The sequence below is a fragment of the Mesorhizobium shangrilense genome (genome assembly GCF_028826155.1).
Classification (GTDB): Bacteria; Pseudomonadota; Alphaproteobacteria; order Rhizobiales; family Rhizobiaceae; genus Arvimicrobium; species Arvimicrobium flavum.
This window is the reverse complement of record NZ_JAQGPN010000001.1, coordinates 1,474,467-1,491,409: the sequence shown is the minus strand read 5'-3', so window position 1 is coordinate 1,491,409 and position 16,943 is coordinate 1,474,467. Positions and strand designations below refer to the sequence as shown.

18 protein-coding genes and 1 tRNA gene are annotated in these 16,943 nt (G+C 64.5%); 7 read left to right on the top strand and 12 right to left on the bottom strand.

Going from position 1 to position 16,943, the window contains the following annotated elements:
- Positions 1–176: 176 nt before the first annotated feature.
- From PD284_RS07385 to PD284_RS07370, 4 genes are all read right to left on the bottom strand, one after another.
- Positions 177–533 carry a phage tail assembly protein gene (locus tag PD284_RS07385; RefSeq protein ID WP_274627564.1) on the bottom strand — a complete coding sequence of 119 codons (357 nt, stop codon included), beginning with the start codon at positions 531–533 and terminating at the stop codon, positions 177–179.
- A 322-nt stretch (positions 534–855) separates the two neighbouring features.
- A tRNA-Glu gene (locus PD284_RS07380) sits at positions 856–930 on the bottom strand.
- A 44-nt stretch (positions 931–974) separates the two neighbouring features.
- Complete coding sequence (locus tag PD284_RS07375) at positions 975–1,403, bottom strand: VOC family protein (protein WP_274627563.1); 429 nt, start codon at positions 1,401–1,403, stop codon at positions 975–977.
- Positions 1,400–1,783: a fimbrial protein gene (locus tag PD284_RS07370; RefSeq protein WP_274627562.1), complete on the bottom strand. Its 384-nt coding sequence runs from the start codon at positions 1,781–1,783 to the stop codon at positions 1,400–1,402. Before PD284_RS07370 ends, PD284_RS07375 begins: the two co-directional genes overlap by 4 nt.
- A 57-nt stretch (positions 1,784–1,840) precedes the next feature.
- Between PD284_RS07370 and PD284_RS07365 the strand changes: the two genes are divergently transcribed.
- Together PD284_RS07365 and rpoH are read left to right on the top strand one after the other, a co-directional pair.
- Positions 1,841–2,848, top strand: a complete 1,008-nt coding sequence (locus tag PD284_RS07365; RefSeq protein WP_274627561.1) for an RluA family pseudouridine synthase — start codon at positions 1,841–1,843, stop codon at positions 2,846–2,848.
- A 177-nt stretch (positions 2,849–3,025) separates the two neighbouring features.
- Entirely contained in the window at positions 3,026–3,934 is a 909-nt protein-coding gene (gene rpoH / locus PD284_RS07355) for an RNA polymerase sigma factor RpoH (protein WP_338036639.1), read from the top strand.
- A gap of 80 nt (positions 3,935–4,014) precedes the next feature.
- Here rpoH and PD284_RS07350 read toward each other — a convergent pair whose 3' ends face one another.
- From PD284_RS07350 to PD284_RS07340, 3 genes are all read right to left on the bottom strand, one after another.
- On the bottom strand, positions 4,015–5,700 hold the full coding sequence (locus tag PD284_RS07350; protein ID WP_274627560.1) for a hypothetical protein: 1,686 nt from the start codon (positions 5,698–5,700) through the stop codon (positions 4,015–4,017).
- A gap of 63 nt (positions 5,701–5,763) precedes the next feature.
- Positions 5,764–7,062, bottom strand: a complete 1,299-nt coding sequence (locus PD284_RS07345) for an adenylosuccinate synthase (RefSeq protein ID WP_274627559.1) — start codon at positions 7,060–7,062, stop codon at positions 5,764–5,766.
- A gap of 145 nt (positions 7,063–7,207) precedes the next feature.
- Positions 7,208–8,101, bottom strand: coding sequence for an SMP-30/gluconolactonase/LRE family protein (locus PD284_RS07340; RefSeq protein ID WP_411956184.1), 894 nt, complete (start codon positions 8,099–8,101; stop codon positions 7,208–7,210).
- 102 nt (positions 8,102–8,203) lie between these two features.
- Between PD284_RS07340 and uxuA the strand changes: the two genes are divergently transcribed.
- Both uxuA and PD284_RS07330 read left to right on the top strand, forming a co-directional pair.
- On the top strand, positions 8,204–9,403 hold the full coding sequence (gene uxuA / locus PD284_RS07335; protein WP_274627557.1) for a mannonate dehydratase: 1,200 nt from the start codon (positions 8,204–8,206) through the stop codon (positions 9,401–9,403).
- A 68-nt stretch (positions 9,404–9,471) separates the two neighbouring features.
- Positions 9,472–10,257, top strand: coding sequence for an SDR family NAD(P)-dependent oxidoreductase (locus PD284_RS07330; RefSeq protein WP_274627556.1), 786 nt, complete (start codon positions 9,472–9,474; stop codon positions 10,255–10,257).
- Positions 10,258–10,349: 92 nt separating this feature from the next.
- Here PD284_RS07330 and PD284_RS07325 read toward each other — a convergent pair whose 3' ends face one another.
- Positions 10,350–11,330, bottom strand: a complete 981-nt coding sequence (locus PD284_RS07325) for a PRC-barrel domain-containing protein (RefSeq protein WP_274627555.1) — start codon at positions 11,328–11,330, stop codon at positions 10,350–10,352.
- A gap of 432 nt (positions 11,331–11,762) precedes the next feature.
- Positions 11,763–11,927, bottom strand: coding sequence for a hypothetical protein (locus tag PD284_RS07320; protein WP_274627554.1), 165 nt, complete (start codon positions 11,925–11,927; stop codon positions 11,763–11,765).
- Between the two features lie 117 nt (positions 11,928–12,044).
- On the opposite strand from PD284_RS07320, the gene PD284_RS07315 reads away from it, so the two are divergent.
- A complete protein-coding gene (locus PD284_RS07315; RefSeq protein ID WP_274627553.1) occupies positions 12,045–13,595 on the top strand; it encodes a sensor histidine kinase in 1,551 nt (516 codons plus the stop codon).
- A gap of 105 nt (positions 13,596–13,700) precedes the next feature.
- On the top strand, positions 13,701–14,873 hold the full coding sequence (locus tag PD284_RS07310) for an AI-2E family transporter (RefSeq protein WP_274627552.1): 1,173 nt from the start codon (positions 13,701–13,703) through the stop codon (positions 14,871–14,873).
- On the opposite strand, the gene PD284_RS07305 is transcribed toward PD284_RS07310, so the two are convergent.
- Positions 14,824–15,585, bottom strand: a complete 762-nt coding sequence (locus PD284_RS07305; protein WP_274627551.1) for a Crp/Fnr family transcriptional regulator — start codon at positions 15,583–15,585, stop codon at positions 14,824–14,826. The two genes, PD284_RS07310 and PD284_RS07305, sit on opposite strands and share 50 nt — an antisense overlap.
- A gap of 141 nt (positions 15,586–15,726) precedes the next feature.
- Between PD284_RS07305 and PD284_RS07300 the strand changes: the two genes are divergently transcribed.
- Positions 15,727–16,107: a response regulator gene (locus tag PD284_RS07300; protein ID WP_274627550.1), complete on the top strand. Its 381-nt coding sequence runs from the start codon at positions 15,727–15,729 to the stop codon at positions 16,105–16,107.
- Here PD284_RS07300 and PD284_RS07295 read toward each other — a convergent pair.
- The gene (locus tag PD284_RS07295; RefSeq protein ID WP_274627549.1) at positions 16,093–16,644 is read right to left on the bottom strand and encodes an RNA polymerase sigma factor; all 552 of its coding nucleotides are present in this window, start codon (positions 16,642–16,644) and stop codon (positions 16,093–16,095) included. The genes PD284_RS07300 and PD284_RS07295 overlap by 15 nt on opposite strands.
- Positions 16,645–16,648: 4 nt before the next feature.
- The gene (locus tag PD284_RS07290; protein ID WP_411956256.1) at positions 16,649–16,843 is read right to left on the bottom strand and encodes a NepR family anti-sigma factor; all 195 of its coding nucleotides are present in this window, start codon (positions 16,841–16,843) and stop codon (positions 16,649–16,651) included.
- Positions 16,844–16,943: the final 100 nt, after the last annotated feature.

Genomic DNA, 16,943 nt, shown 5'->3' with positions numbered 1-16,943 from the left:
ACTAATTGGCCTACAAGCGTCCTGGCCATTCATTCACCCGATGAGTTTGGCGCCGGCCAGCCTCACGCGGAACACCGTTTCCAGGTACTCCTCGTGCTGCGCCGCGAGCGCGTGTTCGATGATTTCCAGCCAGTCCATTTCCAGGACGTCCGGAATCGGCGTGCTATAGCGGCGGGCTACTGTTCGGACGTAGTGGCGGACGTCTCGCGGACTAACGCGGCCCCCAGCGTCAACCGACGGGGCAAAAAAGGGAGGAGGGCCTCCTCCACCCGCAGGCGGTCGTCATCGTCCATCTCGTCGTACACTTCGCGGGGAAAATCGAGGACCGGAAGCTGCGGCTGGCGCTCGCCTTCCTTTAGCCCGGCACTGGCGCGGATGAACTCATCGACCTCCTTGCCGGTGACACGACGGATGGTCACGCTTTCGTAGAGCGTGCCGTCGAATTCGACAGGGTGATCCAGCGCGACGGTCATCGAGCGCGGCTTCGAGGAAACGATGCGGGCTTCAGGCTTGAGGGCAGGTTCGTCGGTCATGCAGTCCATCTCCAAGTTGTCCGCATCGGTCATAAGCTGGAGAGGAGAGCCGTTCAACCTAATAACTATTTGATCTTATTGAGTAAATTTACCGTCTCGAACTTTCTCGTGCGGCTGTGAACAACCGCGAACACTCTGTCTGGCACAACAATGTTGCCGGTTGTGGCACAGAGAACACACCCGGCCAAACAACAGGCCAGCGGTGTTCGTTGCTGCGCGATAAGCCGAGCGCCGGTTCACCGTTTGGCGCAAGCGTTCGCAGTTGTTTATTTGATGGATATTCGACGGGGAGAAGGTAGTAAGGCTAAGTACTTGAAAATATTGGTACGCCCAAGGGGAATCGAACCCCTGTTTGCGCCGTGAGAGGGCGCCGTCCTGACCGCTAGACGATGGGCGCAGCCGATGCGCTCACATAGTCTGCGGTTCGGGAAATTGCAACCGTCATTCTTCGGTTGTTTTCACAGGTTCGATCAGGTCCCACAGATTTCCGTAGAGATCGCCGAACACCGCAACCGTGCCATACGCCTCGCGCCGTGGTTCCTCGCGGAAGTCCACGCCCGCCGCGAGCATCGCCGCGTGATCGCGCGCGAAGTCGTCGGTCTCCAGGAACAGGAACACACGGCCGCCGGCCTGCTTGCCGACCGCGGCCCGCTGATTCGCGTCGGCGGCCTTGGCGAGCAGCAGCCGGGCGCCGCCCTTGCCGGGAGACACCGTCACCCACCGCTTGTCCTCGCCGAGCGGCACGTCTTCCAGGAGGCTGAAGCCGAGCTTGCCGGTGTACCACGCGATCGCCTCGTCATAGTCGGCGACGACGACTGCGAGCGTCGCGATGCGGCGGCGATCGCCGGTTTCGCGACGCGACTGGCTCACTCCGGTTCCACGTGCAGGCGAGCGATGATGCGCCGCTCGCCAAAATCGTAGACCAGGATCTCACGCGCGGCATTGGGCAGTTCGAGTTCGAGCGACACGCGGTTGCCGAAGAGGGACTGCGACACAATGCGCGCCCCTGCGGGAACCGAGATGGTGGCCTCGATCATCTCGCCCGTGGGAACGGCAACATCCGAAGCGGCGACGGGCGGCGGCGCACTCTCCTTCATCGACTTGTAGACAACGGCGCCCATCACGACGATAACAGCCGCGAACAAGAGGCCCAGATTGATCGCGACGAAGCGCACAAGCTTGCGGCGCACGCGTTCGGTCGCCGGGTCGAGCGGCTTTTCCTGGTTGTCGTCGATGACCGGCCCTGACATTCCTGAACTCACATCTGCATTCCCATGGACGATCCTGATAGCGAAGGCGCAAGCCCAATGAAAGTGGTCACGGCCGAACCGACCGCCGCCGGCCAGCGTCTCGACCAATGGCTAGCGTCGGCGCTCGGCGACGATTTCTCGCGCAACCGTGTCCAGCAGTTGATCCGCCAGGGGGCGGTGCGGGTGGACGGCGAGGTGGTAGCCGAGACCAAGCGTCGCGTGCAGGCAGGCGAGCGCGCGGAGGTGGCGCTGCCGGAGCCGGAGCCCGCCGAACCGCTGGGCGAGGACATCCCCCTCGCCGTCATCTACGAGGACGATCAATTGATCGTCCTCGACAAGCCTGCCGGACTGGTCGTGCACCCGGGAGCAGGCAACTGGACCGGCACGCTGGTCAACGCGTTGATCCATCATTGCGGCGACAGCCTGTCCGGCATCGGCGGCGTTCGACGGCCGGGCATCGTGCACCGGCTCGACAAGGACACCAGCGGCGTCATGGTCGTGGCCAAGACGGACACTGCGCATCGCGCCCTGGCCGACGCCTTCGCCGATCATGGCCGCGAGGGAGAACTCGAGCGCGCCTACACAGCGCTCGTCTGGGGCACGCCGAACCGGGACAAGGGCGTCATCGACGCGCCCCTTGGCCGCGGCACGCGTGACCGCACCCAGCGAGCTGTGGTGAGTGCGAGCCGCGAGGACGCTAGGCATGCCGTCACACACTTTGTCGTGAAGGAAAGGTTCGGCGCGGTAGACCAGGTGACGGCGTCGCTGCTGGAGTGCCGGCTGGAAACGGGGCGGACGCATCAGATCCGGGTGCACTTGACGCATATTGGGCATCCTCTGATCGGCGACCCCGAATATGGCGTCGGGTTCAGGACCAAGGCCAACCGGCTGCCCGAGCCGCTGCAGACGCTGACCAGGGCGTTTCCCCGTCAGGCGCTTCATGCCCGCCTGCTGGCCTTCCGCCATCCGACGCAGGATCAGGTCATGCGGTTCGAATCCCCCCTGCCCGCAGACATGGCGCTACTGGTCGACAGCTTTCGGAAACTTGATCCGACGTCAAAATAGTTTGACTGGCGCTTGTTCGGGTCGGCGTGCAATCTGTTCCGGCTTGAACAATTTGCTTGATTTTCCTGTTTTGTTCCCATATAAGCAGGTTGCCGTTCAAGCTCGCAGCCACGTTGGGGTGCGACGGCATATGCCCGCCTCATTCAGGGGGCATGAATAGAGAGAGGAGGGTGCTTTATGGCCCAGTCACTACCCAGTATCGTTTCCGGCGAAGGCGGCCTCAGCCGCTACCTGGAAGAAATCCGCCGCTTTCCGATGCTCCAGCCGCAGGAAGAGTACATGCTCGCCAAGCGGTACGCGGAGCATCAGGACACCAACGCGGCGCACAAGCTCGTCACCAGCCATCTGCGTCTCGTCGCCAAGATCGCGATGGGCTATCGCGGCTATGGCCTGCCCATCGGCGAGGTGATCTCGGAAGGCAATGTCGGCCTCATGCAGGCCGTGAAGAAGTTCGAACCGGAGCGCGGCTTCCGCCTGGCGACCTACGCCATGTGGTGGATCAAGGCCTCGATTCAGGAATACATCCTGCGCTCGTGGAGCCTGGTGAAGATGGGAACGACCGCCAACCAGAAGCGGCTGTTCTTCAATCTGCGCAAGGTGAAGGGCAAGATCCAGGCGCTGGACGACGGCGACCTGAAGCCCGAGCAGATCACCGAGATCGCCACCCGCCTCAACGTAAGCGAAGAGGAAGTCGTCTCGATGAACCGCCGCCTGTCGGGCGACGCGTCGTTGAACGCTCCGATCCGCGCCACCGAAGGCGAATCAGGCGAATGGCAGGACTGGCTGGTCGATGACAGCGAGAGCCAGGAAGAGATGCTGATCGAGCAGGACGAGCTCGAGAACCGGCGCGGCATGCTTGCGGGCGCCCTGTCGGTGCTCAACGACCGCGAACGCCGCATCTTCGAGGCGCGCAGGCTGTCCGAGGATCCGTTGACGCTGGAAGAGCTGTCCACGGAGTTCGACATCAGCCGCGAGCGCGTGCGCCAGATCGAGGTGCGCGCCTTCGAGAAGGTGCAGGATGCGGTGAAGGCCGCCGCCAAGCGTCAGGCTTCGGCGCTGCGCACCATCGAGGCTCGCCCTCAGTAAGCAGAAATGACTGCACGCGCATGAAACAAGTCCGCCGCCCATTGGGCGGCGGTTTTGCTTTCGGGACTGGGTGCGGGCTGCTATCCGGCCGTCTTCGGTTCCCAGGCCTTCAGCGTCGCGTCGAACACCTTCTCGCCCGGGATGCCCTTTTCCATAGTGAAGAGCGCGCGGCGGCCGTTCTTGTAGACGATCGGTATGTCGATCCAGCTCTGCCGCTGAAGCAGGCCCAGGTTGGTTGCCATCTCGTTCTTGTTGTCGTTCAGCGCGACCAGGAAGAAGCCGTCCGCGATCTTGGCGGGAATGCCGATCAGCGGGCTGCCGGCGTCCTGTTCCGAGCCCTTGAGCGCGATGCGCAGAACGTTGTCGATGCCGCCGCCCTCGAAATTGTCAGGCGTGAGGAAGATCATCTCGATGATGTGGCTGGCCGGCAGCGTTTTGTCGCCGTTGCGGCGGATCGTCATCCGCAGCTGGATCTCCTTGCCCGGGATGGTGGCCTCGGCGCGGATTGCCGGCTCGGGCGGCAGGTCTCCGCCCGGCGATTCCTGCACCTCCGACCACACGATCGTGCCGGGCTCGGCAGAGCCCTGCGCGACATTGGTGCGCTCCTCGTAGAAGATCGCTCGCTGCCCTACCGCCAGTGACGAGGAGGCCGTGTCGCCGGAAGGAGGCGTCGTGCCGGTGGCCGGCATGCCGGCGACAGCGCCGGGGGTTGCGCCGTCGGCTGACGGCGGAACGGCGCCAGGCGCCGGACTATCGACCGGCTGCGTCGGAGCGGTCTCATCGCTCACCCCGACCGCAGGCGTCGTAGCCTGCTGATCTGCGGCGACCGGCGCCGTCAGCGCGGCAACCGAGGTTCCCTCGCCATAGGTCTGCTCGCCGCCGGCCGGACCGCCGTCGATCTCGGTCCCATCGGCGTTGAGGCGCTGCGTGAATTTAGGCTCGTCCTGCGACGCCGGCTGGCCATTCGGCTGCGGCGCCTCGGCAGGAGGCGCCTCGGCGACATCCGTCTCCTGCGACGCAGGCGTTTCCGGCTGATCCGCGGCCGGTACTTCGGGACTGGACGGCGCACCGTTGAAGCCGAGCATGTCGCTCAATCCGTCGCGGTTCGACCAGATGCCGTATCCAGCGCCAGCGGCGATCAGGAGGGCGACGACGGCAGCTATCGCACCGCGATAGCTGCGCTTGTGCGGCGGAATCGAAACGTCGTCCTCGAAGGGACGATCGTCAGCCAAGAAGACATCCGCATCGTCGTTGATCGCAGGCGGCGCCTCCATCCGCAACGGCGGCTCGTCGTCAACGAGCGGCGGCTCCTCCCGAATCTGGAAGTCAGTTGATGGTCCCCGCAGTTGCGGAGAGGCCATGTCTTCCTCAGGTTTCGCGTCGACCGGAACAGGCTCCGCCGCGGCTGGCGCCTCTTCGAGGGCCGCAGCCTTGGGTACCGTCGGGGTCGCCAAGGTTCTTGCTGGAGCCTTCGCGGGCGCGATCGGCTTGCCTTCCTTCAGCGCCGCAAAGACGTTCTCGAGTTCCTCCAGAGGATCATCGAAAGCCGGCTTGGCCGGGGCGTATTCCGATTCCACCATCGCAATGGCGTCTTCAAGCGCCTTGGTCTGGCGCTCGGCGACGGCGGGCGGCGGAGCCGGATTGATCGCCGCAAGCTTGGCCGAAACGGTCGCGCGCGCCTTGTCGTAGACGCGCTCGCGCATCTCCGGCGTGGGCTCGCCCAGACCATCCAGTGTCTTCCTCAGAACCGCTACGAAATCCGCCATTCCTGCCTGACCTGTGATTCCCCGAAACGCCGCACGAAGCAGCTCGCGGCGGGGTGCGAAAAATTAGTCTTGAAACGGATCCGTCACAAGTATCGTGTCGTCCCGCTCCGGGCTGGTCGACAACAGCGCCACCGGCGCGCCGATCAGCTCCTCGATATAGCGGACATACTTGACCGCCTGCGCCGGAAGATCATTCCAGCTGCGTGCGCCGGCAGTGCTGCCCTTCCAGCCTTCCAGCGTCTCGTAGATCGGTTCGACACGCGCCTGCGCTCCCTGGCTCGCGGGCAGATAGTCGATGACCTCGCCGTCGAGACGGTAGCCGGTGCAGACCTTGATCTCGTCCAGCCCGTCGAGAACGTCGAGCTTGGTCAGCGCGATGCCCTTGATGCCGTTGACGGCGACCGCCTGGCGGACCAGCACGGCATCGAACCACCCGCAGCGACGCTTTCGCCCTGTAACTGTGCCAAATTCATGGCCGCGCGTGCCGAGGAACTCGCCGATCTCATTGTCCTGCTCTGTGGGGAACGGCCCCTCGCCCACCCGTGTCGTGTAGGCCTTGGTGATCCCGAGCACGTAGCTGATCGCTCCGGGTCCGACGCCGGAGCCGGAAGCCGCCTGCCCTGCCACCGTGTTGGACGAGGTGACAAAGGGATAGGTGCCGTGGTCGATGTCGAGCAGCGTGCCCTGTGCACCCTCGAACAGGATGCGCTCGCCCGCCCGGCGCGCGTCGTCGAGTATCTTCCAGACGCGATCCATATAGGGCAGCACCTTGTCCGCCACCGACGTAAGCTCGGCCATGATCGCCTCGTGCGTCACCTCGGGGTGCCCGAGGCCCTTGCGCAAGGCGTTGTGATGGGTGAGCAGCCTGTCGACCTTGGCGGGCAGGGTTTCCAAATCAGCCAAATCCATGACCCGCACTGCGCGCCGGCCAACCTTGTCCTCATAGGCCGGGCCGATTCCACGGCGGGTCGTCCCAATCTTGGTGCCGGAATTCGAGGCCGCGTCCTCGCGGAAACCGTCCAGCTCCCGATGCAGTGACAGGATAAGCGCTGTGTTTTCGGCAATTTTCAGGCGGTCAGGCCCGACATCCACACCCTGCGCCTTCAGCTTCTCCACCTCGGCGACGAATGCATGCGGATCGAACACCACGCCGTTGCCGATGATGGAAAGCTTGCCTTCGCGCACCACGCCCGACGGGAGGAGCGACAGCTTGTAGACCTTGCCGTCGACGACCAGCGTGTGGCCGGCATTGTGACCGCCCTGGAACCGCACCACCACGTCGGCGCGCTCGGACAGCCAGTCGACGATCTTACCCTTGCCTTCGTCGCCCCACTGCGAGCCGACAACCACCACATTTGCCATGAAATCTTCCCAGCATTGGAGCGCAAGTCTCGGCGCTCCCCGAAATGACAGGCCTCTATAGCCCCAAGAGTCTGTTCGCGCGACCCCTTAATCTTGCGGAGACTCTAGGTCGCGGGCGCGACCTGGACGCCAATTGCGGTGATGTTCAGCCGAACCTGTTGGGCAGGACGCCGCGGACCGCGACGTCGACTGCGAACAGCCCCCCTTCCTGCGGATTGGCGGCGAGGTGTTCCGCGCTCATGGTGAAGCGGGCTGATGTCACGTAGAGCGTTGCGAGTTCGGGACCACCGAATGCGCAGCTCGTCGGCCACGAGCATGGCAGCTCCACAACCCGGTCGACGCTGCCCGACGGAGAAAACCGCACCACGCAGGAACCGCCGGCGACACGGCAGTTCCATAGATACCCCTCGCCATCGACGCAGGACCCGTCCGGGAACCCGCGCTCGAAGCCGGCTGCGAAGACCCGGCGATTGCCGATGCAACCATCGGGCTCGACATCGAACTGGTACAGCGTGTTCGCGAGCGTGTCAGCGGTGACGAAGCGCTGGCCGGCGAGCCAGCCCATCGTGTTGGTGATTCCGTACTCGTTTGGGGTCAGCTGCCGCAGGGAAAGGTCTGGGGCAAGCCTGTAGTAGCCGCCGCTGGCGGAGGTCTGTTTTTTCGGCGAGCCATCCGGGTTCAAATTGTTGTCCATGGAGCCGACCCAGAACGAGCCGTCGGGCGCCACCACGCCTTCGTTCAGCCGATTGCCCGTAAGCTCCGGCTCGGGACGCGCCACAATCTGGAACTCTTCGCCCGGCCGCCAGAAGCAGATGTCGCGCGTCAGCCCGACGATGAACCCGCCATCCTTGCGCAAGCCGATGGAGGTGGGGAAATCGGGAGTCGCCCAGCTCTCGAAACCGCCGTCGGCAGGGCGCAGCATCGAGATCGACCTGCCGCCGATGTCGACCCAGTAGAGCGCTCCCTCCTCCGCGACCCAGATCAGGCTTTCGCCCACGATGTTGCGGCAGTCCCGCACCAGCCTCGCGCCCGCCATCAACTCTCCCGACCGTCGCTGTTGACTATGGTAGCGCTGTCTACGTACACCTCGCTGGTTCCGTGGGTCAAACCGCTCGACGTCGGCCCGCGGCGGGAGGATCGCATGGAACAGACCTGGCGCTGGTTCGGGCCAAGGGACGCGGCGACGCTGGCGCACGCCAGGCAGGCCGGCGCGACCGGAATCGTCACCGCCCTGCACGACATACCCTATGGCGAGGTGTGGCCGATCGAGGCCATCCGGCAGCGCAAGGCCGAGATCGAGGCCGATCCGTCGCTCGGGCTGCGCTGGAGCGTCGTCGAGAGCGTGCCCGTCCACGACCACATCAAGTACGGCAAGGGCGACGACCTCAAGCAGCTCTATGCAAACTTCAGCCAGACGCTGCGCAACCTCGGCGCCTGCGGCATCCGCACTGTCTGCTACAACTTCATGCTGGTGCTCGACTGGACGCGCACCGACCTGGCCGTGGGGCTTCCGGGCGGCGGCCGCGCGCTGAAGCTGAACGTGCACGAGCTGGCGGCCTTCGACTGCCACATCCTGCAGCGACCGGGCTCCGAACGCGACTACACGCCGGACGTGCTGCAACGGGCGAGCCGGTGGATGGACGAGACGCCGGACGCGGCGAAGGACAGGCTGCTCGCCAACATCATGGCCGGCCTGCCGGGCGCGTTCAAGCGCTACGGCATCGAGGAGCTGCGCGAGGTGGTCGCCGCGCAGGCGACGATGACGCATGAACGGCTGCGCGCCAACCTGGTGCAGTTCCTGGAGAACGTGCTTCCCGCCGCCGAAGAGGCCGGCGTCTCCATGTGCATCCATCCGGACGATCCGCCGCGTGACCTTATGGGCCTGTCGCGCATTGTCAGGAACGCCAAGGACATCGACTTCATCCTCGATGCGGTCCCCTCGCCCAACAGCGGACTGACGCTCTGCTCCGGCTCGCTCGGGGCCAATCCGGAAAACGACGTTCCCGCCATCGCCCGCTGCTTCGCTCCAAGAATCTTCTTCGCGCACCTGCGCAACGTGACCAAGGACCCGGACGGCTCATTCATGGAGGCCGACCACCTCGGTGGCGACGTGGACATGGTTTCCCTTATCGACGTGCTGGTCGAGGAAGAGCAGCGCCGCCGCAAGGAGGGCCTGCCGCGCTCGCTGCTGCCCTTCCGGCCCGATCACGGCCATGAGTTGATCGACGACGGGGCGCGGCAGACCCATCCGGGCTATACGGTGATCGGACGCCTGCGCGGACTGGCGGAACTGCGCGGCGTGATGACGACGCTGGCGCGCCAGCGCGGCTACGAGATGTGAGGGCGCATCCGCCGCGCCGCGCGCGCAGCGGACAAAGTGGGAGGTCGACGTGATCCGGAGGGACGGAAATGGCTAACGGCACAGCAAAGCGCGCCCTGGTGACGGGTGCGGCGATGGGCATCGGCCGGGCGGTCGCAGAACGCCTGGCGCAGGATGGGACATCGCTCGCCCTCCTCGACCTAGCCGAGGACGCACTGAATGACGTCGCCTCTTCGCTCGCCGAGCAGGGCGCACAGGTCCATACCGTCGTCGGCTCCGTCGCCGACCGGAAGGCCTGCGTCGCGGCCGCAGACCTTGCGAAGGAAAAATTCGGCGGGCTCGACATCCTCTCCCACAACGCCGGCATCCAGCGCTACGGCACCGTCGAGACGACGACCGAGGAGGGCTGGGACGAGGTGATGGACGTTAACCTCAAGGCTGCCTACCTGCTGTCCCAGGCGGTCATGCCGATGCTGCGCGAGAGCCGCGGATCGATCGTTCTGATGGCGTCGGTCCAGGGCCTCGCCAGCCAGGAAGGCGTGCTGGCCTATTCGGTGGCCAAGCACGGGCTGATCGGCATGGCCCGCTCCATGGCGGTCGACTACGCGCCATTCGGCGTGCGCGTGAACGCGGTGGCCCCGGGGGCCATAAACACGCCCATGCTTCGCGCCTCCGTAGCGCTCAATGAAAATCCGGACGCCATCTGGGACACGCTGAATCACATGCATCCGCTCGGCCGCATCGGGAGTCCGGAAGAGATCGCCGAGGTGGTGGCGTTTCTGGCATCCGACGCGGCCTCCTTCGTCACTGGCGAGGTGGTGCGGGTCGACGGCGGCATGCTCGCGCGGCTGAGCGGATCGCCCCGCAAGGAGTGAACTCGGCCAGCGAGCGAACCGAGTCCTGATCAAAGCAGAAGAGCCCGCGCGATGCGCGGGCTCTTCCTTTCGACGTACTGTCAGACAGCGATTTACTGAACCATCAGACGCTGCTCGTCGCGCTTCTCGGCCCAGGAACTCTTGTCATAGGCCGCAGCCGCATCGAGCTGCTCCTTGGTGAACGCCGTGTACAGGTACTTGTTACCGTCCTTGTCGGTCAGGAAGGCCAGCTTGTCCATGCCGACGGCGACCTCTTTCTCGCCGACGCCAAGGAACCCGCCAACGTCGATGATGATGGCGTCGACCTTGCCGTCCGGCGTCATGACGACGTCGCCGATCTCGCCGACATTCGCGTCTTCAGCGCCGTAGACGGTGGTACCGATGAGGTCCTCGGCGCGCACGTTCGACGTATCGAACGGGTTGAGCGTCGACTTGTCGATGGCGCCCGTCTTCATGGTGTCGGTTTCGGTGGCATTCTGGTCGGCCGGGGCCGGAGCCTGGGCCGTCTGGTCGGCAGGCGCAGGCGCCTGGGCAGCCTGGTCAGCCGGCGCGACAGGCGTGGCCGGAGCGGTCGCGGTCTGGTCGGCAGGCGCCGGGGTTGTTGTGTCGGTCGCCGTGGCAGGGGCTGCCGGCTCATAGGCGCTGCGATCGAAGTTCGGGAGCGACTCCAGCGCCTCCTTCGTGGTCTCCATCACCAGCCAGCGGTCGCCGTTCTGCTCGGCCCAGTTCATCTGCTTGTAGTCGACGGCGACGTTCTTTTCGCCGATGCCGAGGAATCCGCCGACGCCGACGACGACGGCTTCGACCATGCCTTCGTTGCTGATCACGATGTCATTGACGTCGCCAATGTTCTGCGCCTGGTCGCCGGTTCCGTTGTAGACGTTCTCACCGATCAGGTTCGTCGCCAGATGTCCGGACGCAGGCTGGACCGCGGCCGGCGCCTTCATGGTGTCGGCAGGCATGGTCTCGTTCTGCGCCGGCATGGCGGGCGCGGGCTGCGTGCTTTCCTGAGCCATCGCGCCGGTGGCCAGAAGGGTCGCGACAGCCGTGGTGGCCAAGAGATTGCGGATCATGATAACCTACTCCTTGTAAACTTCGTGCATGCCGCGCCCGACCCGAACCATCCAAGCGAAGGCCGGGCGCGGCTTCGACCCTTTGACAACGTCGACATGCCCGTGTTGTTCCGCTCGGGGGAAAGGATCAGGGCGGGTTGATGTCCCGCGTCTGCCGTTCAAAATCTTCCACGCGACCGATGGAACATTTCGCGGATTGGGACGTTCCGCCGACGTGGTGCTGCCCTTGAGAGGGTAATTGGAGAGGGCTGAGCGGGCCTGGCGTCATTCCACGGTAAAGCTCAGCAAAGAGGGACATGGCGTCTCAATCGATGCGGTCGGCGCGACATCCGCGCAGCAATCCTGCCATCGGGAAGATTTTAGATACGGCTTCGCCTGCAGGAGCCGGAAGCACGCAGCGCGCTGCGGCGTCGACGCCCGCCCACCACGTGGTCAGTTCGCCGTTCCCTCCGCGGGCGGCGTTACCGGAGGGGCGCTCCATTCCGCCGCATACCAGGCGACCAGCGCGAGCGCCAACCCAACCACCAGAATCGCGAGAACGTGCCAGCCCCGCCTGCCCTGCCGCGCTTTCTCCGGCGGAATCGTTTTCTGGTCCATGGTCATCCTCACATGTGTCGGCTGAAGCCCCCGATTGCGGACAATGCGTCTCGCAGGTGATGGTTCCTCCCGCACCAGGATTCGGCAGGAGAGAGGTTTTGGGGTAACGAGTGTGAAATGGGTCTGGGTACACTGAGACAGCTGGGCGCATCACCCTTCGCCGCGCTTCCGCCGCACGTCGCGCAGCGGATCGCCGATCCTGCGCGCAGGGAGGTCCTCAGCCGCATCAGCCTGCTGAACGGTGGCAGCGATCCGGATTTCGACCGGCTCACGGCACTGGCCGCCGCCGGGTTCAACGCCCCTGTCTCGTTGATCAGCCTCATCGACGTGGACAAGCAGTGGTTCAAGTCCAGCCATGGGCTCGAAGGGCGCGAACACCCCACCTGCTTCTCGTTCTGTGCCCACGCGATCACGGCGGAGGGGCAGATTCTGGTGGTGGCGGACGCGCTGGGCGACCCACGTTTCCCGGACTCCGCAACCCCGTCCGGAGAAGGCGGCGTCCGCTTCTATGCGGGGGCGCCCATCATCGTGCACGGGCAGAAGATCGGCACCTTGTGCGTCATCAACGAGGACCCGCATCCGCTGCCGGATCCTGCCGCGGTCGTGCAGTTGGAGCAACTTGCCGCGCTGGCTGCAAGTCTCTTCGTCCTGAAGGACAACGCCCGCAAGGGCAGCATCGCCGCGGCCGCCTTGGTTCGCGCCGAAAAGCGCCACAAGCTCGCGCTCGAAGCCGCCACCATCGCCAGTTGGGTATGGGACGTGCGGTCGGGCATGGTCGATTGCGACGCGCTGCTACCGCAGCTTTTCAATCTTCAGCCGGCCACCCGGGTAAAGGCGCGCCACCTTTTCTTCTCGATAGACCGGCGCGACCTGCGGCAGAGCGACCGGGAACTGATGAAGGCGATCGAAGTCGACGACGACTATGCCGGCGAGTACCGTGTCAGGGGCGTGTGCCCCGCACGCTGGCTGGCAACGCGAGGCCGCGTCATCGAACGAGACGCCGACGGCAAGCCCCGGCTCGTCATCGGAGTGAGCTATGACATCAGCGGGCGCAAGAGCACCGAGGAGAGCCAACGCCGACTGCTGCGGGAGCTCAACCACCGGGTCAAGAACACGCTGGCTACTGTGCAGGCTCTGGCATCGCAGACCGTCCGCCACGCGCGCCAGCCGCGCGACTTCCTCGATGCCTTCAGCGCGAGACTTCAAGGGTTGGGTCGCGCCCATGGTCTCCTGTCCGACTATGAGTGGCGCGGAATAGATCTGCACGAACTCATTCTGCAGCAGGTGCAACCCTTCGATGACGCCCGCGCGTCGCGGATCCACCTGACGGGAACGGCGGTCTGGCTTATGCCGGATGCGGCGGTCGGGCTGGGATTGATCCTCCACGAACTGGCAAGCAATGCAATGCGATACGGCGCCTTGTCGGTTCCCGAAGGCAGCGTCGACGTCGCCTGGCAGTTGCGTGGCCCCGCCCACGACCGGCGTATCGTGCTGTCCTGGGTTGAAAGCGGGGGCCCCCAGGTATCGGAGCCGGACCGCAGCGGGTTTGGCTCGATTCTCATCCGCCGCAGCCTCGACAAGATCCTCGCCAGCAAGGTGAAGCACGAGTTCCTGCCGGACGGCGTCCGCGCGGAAATCTCGCTGCCGCTGGAATCGCCCGCTGCCTGAGGCCAGCCTTGGGCCTATCGGACCGACGACCCGCTCGCCAACCCTGAGATCCCTGGAACCGTGGCCGACGCAAATCGTTTAAATCGCGTGCCGCAGGGGATCGAAATGTCCGACAGGACTGCTAAGAAGGCGCCGGTCGTCCGGCTTCCGCTGAAATCAAACGCCGAAGTTCTGCTGACGCGCTCAGCGCAGGTGGCGACCGTTTTCCTCGGCATCATAGGTTTCGTGTTCGCTCTCAAGGCGGGTGAATACATACTGGCCCCGATCACGCTCGGCATTGTCGTCGGTCTGATGCTGGGGCCGATCGCGGCCGCGTTGGAACGGAGGGGTGTCCCCTGCGGTCTCTCAGCCCTTCTCGTCGCGGTGCTGTTCATCGCGATCGTTTGCGCGTTTGCGGCGGTGGTGGCCGCGCCCTTGTCGTTCTGGATCGACCGCTTGCCCCAGCTCTGGGCGCAACTCCAGCAGCAACTGTCCAACCTGAAAGGGCCCCTGGACGCGCTGGGCGGCATCCGCGACGAACTGCGAGAGGTAACCGGGAGCGCCGGTCTCAAGGTCACCGTCGACGAGGGCGTGCCGGTGGAGAGCTTCGCCACGCTGGCGCCGGCGCTTCTGGGACAGATCCTGCTGTTCTTCGCCAGCCTGTACTTCTTCGTTGCGACACGCCATGAAACCCGCGCCGCGATCCTGTCGCTGTGCTTCAGCCGCCGGTTGCGCTGGCGTGTCGCGCACATCTTCAGGGACGTCGAGTCCATGGTATCGCGCTACTTGCTGTCGATCGCGCTGATCAATCTGGCGGAAGGTGCCAGCCTCGCGCTGGGGCTCTGGCTGATCGGCGTCCCCTCGGCGATCCTCTGGGGGGCGGTGGCAGCCATCGCGAACTTCATCGTTTTCATAGGCCCCGCCTTCGTGACGGTGCTTCTCTTCGTCATCGGTTTGACCCAATTCGACACGGTGGGCGGCAGCCTCCTGCCGGCCGCGATCTACCTCGTCATCAATACGATCGAGGGACAGTTCGTCACCCCCCTGGTGATCGGCCGGACGATGACGATGAATCCGTTCATCGTCCTTCTGGGGCTGGCTTTCTGGATCTGGGCGTGGGGCGCGTTGGGCGGCTTCATCGCCATCCCGGCGCTTCTCATCCTCTACGCTGTCGTCCGCAACATCCTGCCGGGCGTCGACTGGCTCTCACTACCTGCACACCGCACCATCAGGGCCCGCATAACGGGCTTCAGATCAGTGGACGACGGCTCTCGCCGAGCCCGCTCCAGCGCGCGATAGCCGCCAGGGCATCAGGATCCCTGACTTCGCATGCCCCGTCCCGCCAGGAAATGAGGCGGCGATCGGCAAGCTTCTTGAGCGTCCGGTTGGTATGGACAAGCGACAGGCCGAGCGTGTCGGCAATGTGCTGCTGGGTGATCGGAATCGTGATGGGTCCCGCCGCTTCGGGGCCGAGCGAACGGACGCGCGCGCCGAGGAAAGCGAGCACATATGCGGCGCGCTCGACCGCGCTGCGGCGCCCGACGCTCAGCAGGTTTTCGTCAAGCATCTGCTCTTCACGCGATGCAATCCAGGTGACGTCGAACGCCAGGCCTGGAAAGTTCTCGTAGAGCTCGCTCAGCCTTTCCCGTTCGAACACGCACAGCACCATGGCCGAAAGCGCCTCCACCGAGTGCTCCATGACGCCCAGCAGGCTGGATTGGAGGCCGATCAGGTCGCCCGGCACCAGATAGTTCAGGATCTGCCGGCGACCGTCGGGCAGAAGCTTGTAGCGGAAGCCCCAGCCCGAGAGCACCGTGTAGAGGTGAGCGCTGTGGCTTCCCTCCAGCAGCACTGTCGCGCCCCGCTCAACGAAAAGCTCGCCCCGTTTGAAGGTGCTGACGAAGTCGAGTTCGGACCGTTCGAACTCCCTGAATATCGGCAACGGACGGAGCGGGCACTTCTCGCAGGGCACCTGCTTGACGTTCCTGGGTCTGTCGCGCCGGTCTCTCATCGTGAGCATCCCCTCAGAGGCTCTGTTCGCCTGGTTCAGACCAATTCATAGATTGGTTGTTGCGCGCAGCCTGTGTCTTTTTTAAATGACGAAGCGGTTGTCCGAGGCAACAAGTGTCTGTCAATTGCTCCGGAGTCTACATTGTCCCATCTTCGCTTGGCGGGTGCGCGCCTGCTGGTTCTGGAAGACGAGTTCTTGATTGCGATGGATGTGGAACAGCTTTGCCGCGACCACGGCGCAACCGATGTCGTCATCTGTAAAAATCTGATCGAGGCGCTCGACGGCGGCGCCAACTACGACGCCGCGATCATCGATGTGATGCTGGGTGGGGAGAGCACGCTGTCCTTCGCGGACAGCCTCCGTCAGAACGGCGTCCCCTTCATCTTCGCCTCCGGCTATACCGACAGAGACGACATAGCGGCCGCATTCCCCGACATTGCCATTGTCGGAAAGCCCTACAGCGGACAGGACCTCATTGATGCGCTCACCGCCGCCATAGGGCTGAGCTCAGGCAACAACTGACGACCCCATCACCTGGGCAGATATCGCATCTGGTCCGTACTCGGCCTCGCCTGACACCTTGAGGATATCCTGCAGCCGGGTGCGCGCGCGGCTCACCCTGCTCTTGATCGTGCCGACCGCGCATCCGCAAATCTCGGCCGCCTCCTCATAGGAGAAGCCCGAGGCGCCGATGAGGATGATCGCTTCGCGCTGATCTTCCGGGAGTTGCTCCAGCGCCCCGCGGAAATCCTGCAGGTCGAGTTTGCCCTGCTGACTGGGATGCACCGCCAGCCTCGCCGTCATCGCGCCATCAGTGTCCTGGACCTCCCTGCCCCGCTTGCGCATCTGGGAGTAGAATTCGTTGCGCAGGATGGTGAAGAGCCAGGCTTTCATGTTCGTGCCCATCTGAAAGCTCTGGTGCTTGTCCCACGCCTTGACCAGGGTCTCCTGGACGAGGTCGTCGGCCTTGTCGGCATTCTGCGAGAGCGAGACTGCGAACGCGCGCAAGCTTGGTATCGCGGCGATCAGATCCGCTTTAAACCCGGGAGACACCGCCATCGCTTCAATCCTTGCCTTGGGGCCGTTCAGCCTGCTCGAGCTGAGCAAGCAGTTCCGCAAAGCGATCGGGAATGTCGTCGCTGACAAGATCGTCGTAATATTGCTTTAGTTTCCGGGCTATCTCGCTGTTGGCCCCCAATGGCTCGGCGCGCCTGTCCCTCCGTAGTGAATTCGGGCCAGCGCCCACTGGTTTTGTCATTCTATCCATCCGCCCTATCCCAACGCCCTGCAAACCGATCAATTTCTGGACCATCCGTTCGCGTGCTTCTTGTTCGGCCCGTGGTCCGACCAGGCCAAGA